The organism is Boseongicola sp. (assembly GCF_057460485.1).
Genome location: NZ_JBVCWP010000321.1, coordinates 1 through 4075, shown reverse-complemented (window position 1 = coordinate 4075; position 4075 = coordinate 1). Strand labels below are relative to the sequence as shown.

Below are 4075 nucleotides of genomic sequence, written 5' to 3'. Positions count from 1 at the left end.
TTTTGAAGATCACAACAATCAGAATGGCCGACGTAATAAGAGTAAAACCCTTAATCGCCAAGCGTTCCCACAAACTTAATTCAGAAAAATCTTGGGGTAAAAGCGCCCAGAAAAGACCCGGCCAGAATGCGAGTTTCAGGTGTTCCCAGATAGATTCGTTTACTGCCACGATAATCGCGGCAGGGCGCCAGCCGCCAGTCCAGTCAAAAACAAAATGAAGTGCAGAGCCAGCCAGAATGGTAACTAGCGCTCCAATGAACTCCCAGCGAACAATTGGGGGAGAGTGGGTTATCATATCCGGGTCACCCGGACGGAGGTATTTTGCTGAAAGATCGGACGGGCCGCTTCGGAGTGGTCACCCCTCTATCAGGGTCCAGGCATTGCTGGATTTCTTCAAAACCCAGCGTCTCTTTCGCTCCAAGTCTCTCTATCAGATGTTCGACCTGCGATCTGTGCTCGCCAATCACATCCAAGGCCCGTTTTTCTGCTTTTTTGAGCGCAGCAATCACAGCCCGATCGACCTGTGCCGCCGTCGCATCGGCATGGCCACGCGGTTGCGCGATGGATTGTCCCAGGAAGGGATGGTCCTCGCTTTGGCGCAGATCAATCGGGCCAAGCTCATCGGTCATGCCCCAGCGGGCAACCATCGAGCGAGCCAACTCAGTAGCACGACGTATGTCATCATCGGCACCCGAACTCACTGTTCCGATCAAAAGCCGCTCAGCCGCGCGGCCAGCCAGCAGGGTGACAAGCTGCGCCTTCAGATAGGTTTCGTCCAATGTGTGGCGTTCTGCCGTGCTCAGCATATGCGTTCCGCCCAAGGCGTGGCCGCGCGGAATGATGGTGACCTTGTAAAGCGGATCGGCATCTGGGGTGTAAAACGCTGCGGCAGTATGCCCGGCCTCGTGAACCGCCAGCCGGTGGTGTTCCTCAGGTCGGATTGCCAATGACCGCACAGTTCCCATGATCACTTTGTCGCGGGCCTCGCCCAGATCATCACTGGTGATCAGGCTGGCATTGCGTCGCGCCGCGTTGATAGCAGCCTCGTTTAGCAGGTTTTTCAGATCAGCACCAGAAAAGCCCGTCGTTCCTGCAGCCATCGTATCAAGGTCGCTGGAGTCCTCCAGCGGTAGCCTACTGGCATGTATGTTCAGGATTGCGCGTCGCGCATTCTTGTCGGGGAGGTTCAGCGTGACGTGCCGATCAAACCGACCAGGCCGCAGCAGCGCAGGGTCCAAAACATCGGGACGGTTGGTCGCAGCGAGAACCACCACGGCTTCGCGTCCTCCAAAACCATCAAGTTCTGCCAGAATTTGGTTCAGCGTTTGCTCACGTTCATCGTGCCCACCGCCTAGACCTGTGCCGCGGGTGCGTCCGATGCTGTCCAGTTCGTCGATGAAGATAATAGCGGGTGCTGCCTTTCTTGCCGCTTCGAACATTTTGCGTACGCGGGCTGCGCCGACGCCTACGAAAACTTCAATGAATTCCGAACCGGACGTTGAAAAGAAAGGCACATCCGCTTCACCTGCCAGCGCTTTGGCCAGGAGTGTCTTGCCGGTTCCCGGCGGACCGACCAAAAGCACTCCGTGCGGTACCTCTGCTCCGACCTTTTGAAAGCGCTCGGGATCGCGCAGAAACTCCACAAGTTCGGACACCTCCCGCTTGGCCTGATCCTGGCCCGCGACATCGGCAAAAGTCACCTTTTGTGTCGGAGTGCTTGGCTTGGCAAACCGTCCGCTCAAAAACGTGCCAAACCCGCTGCCGCCAATTCCGCCAGCGGTGCCGCCCATCATACGCCTTTGCAGCAACAAATAGACCCCAAGGATCATGACCCACGGCAGGATATAGGTAAAGATCGAGACGCCTCGGGGCTCTTTCGCGCTGATTACGGCACCGCTCTGTTCCAGAAGGGGCAACAATTCAGGATCGCCCTGGGCCGGGGTTACAGCGCGAAACGTTGTCGGACTTTCCGGGTCAGCCCCTTCCGTTGTAACGGAAATTGCATGTTCCTGCAGCTGGGCAGACATGACATCGCCGTCCCGGATCATTTGCTTGATATCGCTGTATGGCAATATTGATGGCTGCTCAGACGAGGCGAACCAGAAGCTTGAAAGCATTGAAAGGGCCAAAAAGACCGTAAGCCATAGCCATGGCTGGCTGCCCGGCATTCTCGGGCCTGTCGTCTGATCTCTGTCTGCCCCACGCGGCATGATTATCGCATCCAATGCTAAACTATTATGACTATTACTATCGGGCAGGCGCGAACGCGGTCGTTGATCGACGTCAATATCTGCGTGTGCCTAAATCAATAAGATCAGCAACAGCGTGACGACGCCCTGAAGGACACCTCTCCCCTTGAAGGCCTTCACAGAAGATTTGAGGGAAACACTCATGGCGATTGTCTTTGCGGCGAGCTAGGGTTTGTCTGTTCGACGAGGTCAGCATCCATGACAATTTTTCTTATCCCCTTGATCGTCGTCGCAGGCGCATTTGGATACTGGTACTGGTCAAGACAACAGATCCGCGCAAAGCTTCTCGTGACTGCGCTTTCAGATGATCAGCGGGCCATCGTCACAGAACAGGTCCCTCTGACGCGGAGACTTCCGTCTGAATTACGCAGAAAACTTGAAGGCAGGATCAACGTCTTTCTGAAACAAGTGCAGTTCATTGGATGTAACGGGCTGGACGTAACCGAGGAAATGCAGCTGTCTATAGCTGCCCAAGCCTGCCTGCTCGTCATGAATAGCGATACATGGTACGAGCACCTCAGCACAATCCTTATCTATCCTGGGGCCTTCAAATCGAGACAGACAGAGCACAATGGCTATGTCGTCACGGAACGCGAAACGGTGCGAACGGGCGAGAGCTGGTCACGGGGCCCGGTCGTTCTTTCCTGGGCGCACACCAGACAGGGAGCAGCCAACGACAAGGACGGTCACAACGTCGTATTTCATGAGTTCGCCCACCAAATCGACGACCTGTCCGGCCATACTGACGGTGTCCCAAATCTCGAAAGGCGCCAGAGCTTTGCCGTCTGGGATCGCGTCTTTGCCAAGGCATACAAGAGCCACGTTCAACATATCCAAGCGGGGCGCAAGACGGTATTCGACGCCTACGGGGCAGAAGGGCCGGAAGAGTTTTTCGCGGTGGCTGTTGAAGTCTTCTTTGAAAGACCGGTGGCCCTCAAGAGCAAAGAACCGGAGGTCTACGAGCAGCTGGCAATGCTTTTCAGGCTGGAACCGTCCTCTTGGGGATAGTCTCCCCCACTGGGTGCTTTCGCGCCCTCTGGGGTTGTGTATTCTCCGGGGCCAAGTGAATCGCCCCGGTTTCACCGAAGACCCATAGCTTCAGAGAGCCTGCCGCACAATCAAATCGCGACAGGCCCAGTCCAAAACGTCTGTCAGGACGCGCCAAGATCAATACTATTGATCCAGTTTAGCCAGCTTCGCACATCCTTTGATATATTTAAGCGTCAAGGATGGGTTGTCGGTGACCGGATCGGAGTATTTGTGAGCTACCCTCCGAAAATCGGACACTGACGTAAGCTGCGATTTGTAGCTTGCTGATCTTCACCATACGCCTTTGACACCCGCTCAACGTAAGCCAATCGGATCAGACACCACCATGCGCCTTGAACAGGCAATCGGTGAACGACCGCAGCCAAAACCTCGCTGCATCGCAGCAAGAAGACCGGTCGTTCATATAAGCCGCAACGAAATCGAAACCGGTATTAACTGGTCAGTTTGACTTAACTCAGCATCGCGGCAGTGCTGCCGACGTCATAATCCGAGAAACTTCACCAGGAGCTTTTCACGACACCGTTTGGTGATACGCTACCACTATGAAATTCAATACTGGCCTGATCCTTGTCGGATTGTTGCTTTTGATCGCTCCAACCGTTGTGCCTGCCCCGGAAGGCATGTCAGATTTGGCATGGCGTGCATCGGGTCTGGCGTCCACTATGGCACTGTGGTGGATTTCTGAAGCCCTGCCGCTCCCGGCTACCGCGCTTTTGCCGGTGGCAGTCGCTCCGATCATGGGCCTTGCGGAACTTTCCGATGCAGCGCGGTCATAC

Annotated in this window: 4 protein-coding genes; 2 read left to right on the top strand and 2 right to left on the bottom strand. The window is 55.4% G+C overall.

Annotation, left to right across the window (positions count from 1 at the left end; all coding sequences use genetic code 11):
• Both AC221Y_RS21205 and ftsH read right to left on the bottom strand, forming a co-directional pair.
• Positions 1–295 (bottom strand): DUF6512 family protein (locus AC221Y_RS21205; protein WP_486708337.1); only part of this gene is annotated, 295 nt, incomplete at its 3' end.
• 7 nt (positions 296–302) lie between these two features.
• On the bottom strand, positions 303–2168 hold the full coding sequence (gene ftsH / locus AC221Y_RS21200; RefSeq protein WP_486708338.1) for an ATP-dependent zinc metalloprotease FtsH: 1866 nt from the start codon (positions 2166–2168) through the stop codon (positions 303–305).
• Between the two features lie 279 nt (positions 2169–2447).
• Here ftsH and AC221Y_RS21195 point away from each other — a divergent pair, with 279 nt between their 5' ends.
• On the top strand, positions 2448–3257 hold the full coding sequence (locus AC221Y_RS21195; RefSeq protein ID WP_486708336.1) for a M90 family metallopeptidase: 810 nt from the start codon (positions 2448–2450) through the stop codon (positions 3255–3257).
• 584 nt (positions 3258–3841) lie between these two features.
• On the top strand, positions 3842–4075 hold a 234-nt coding region (locus tag AC221Y_RS21190), incomplete at its 3' end, for an anion permease (protein WP_486708335.1).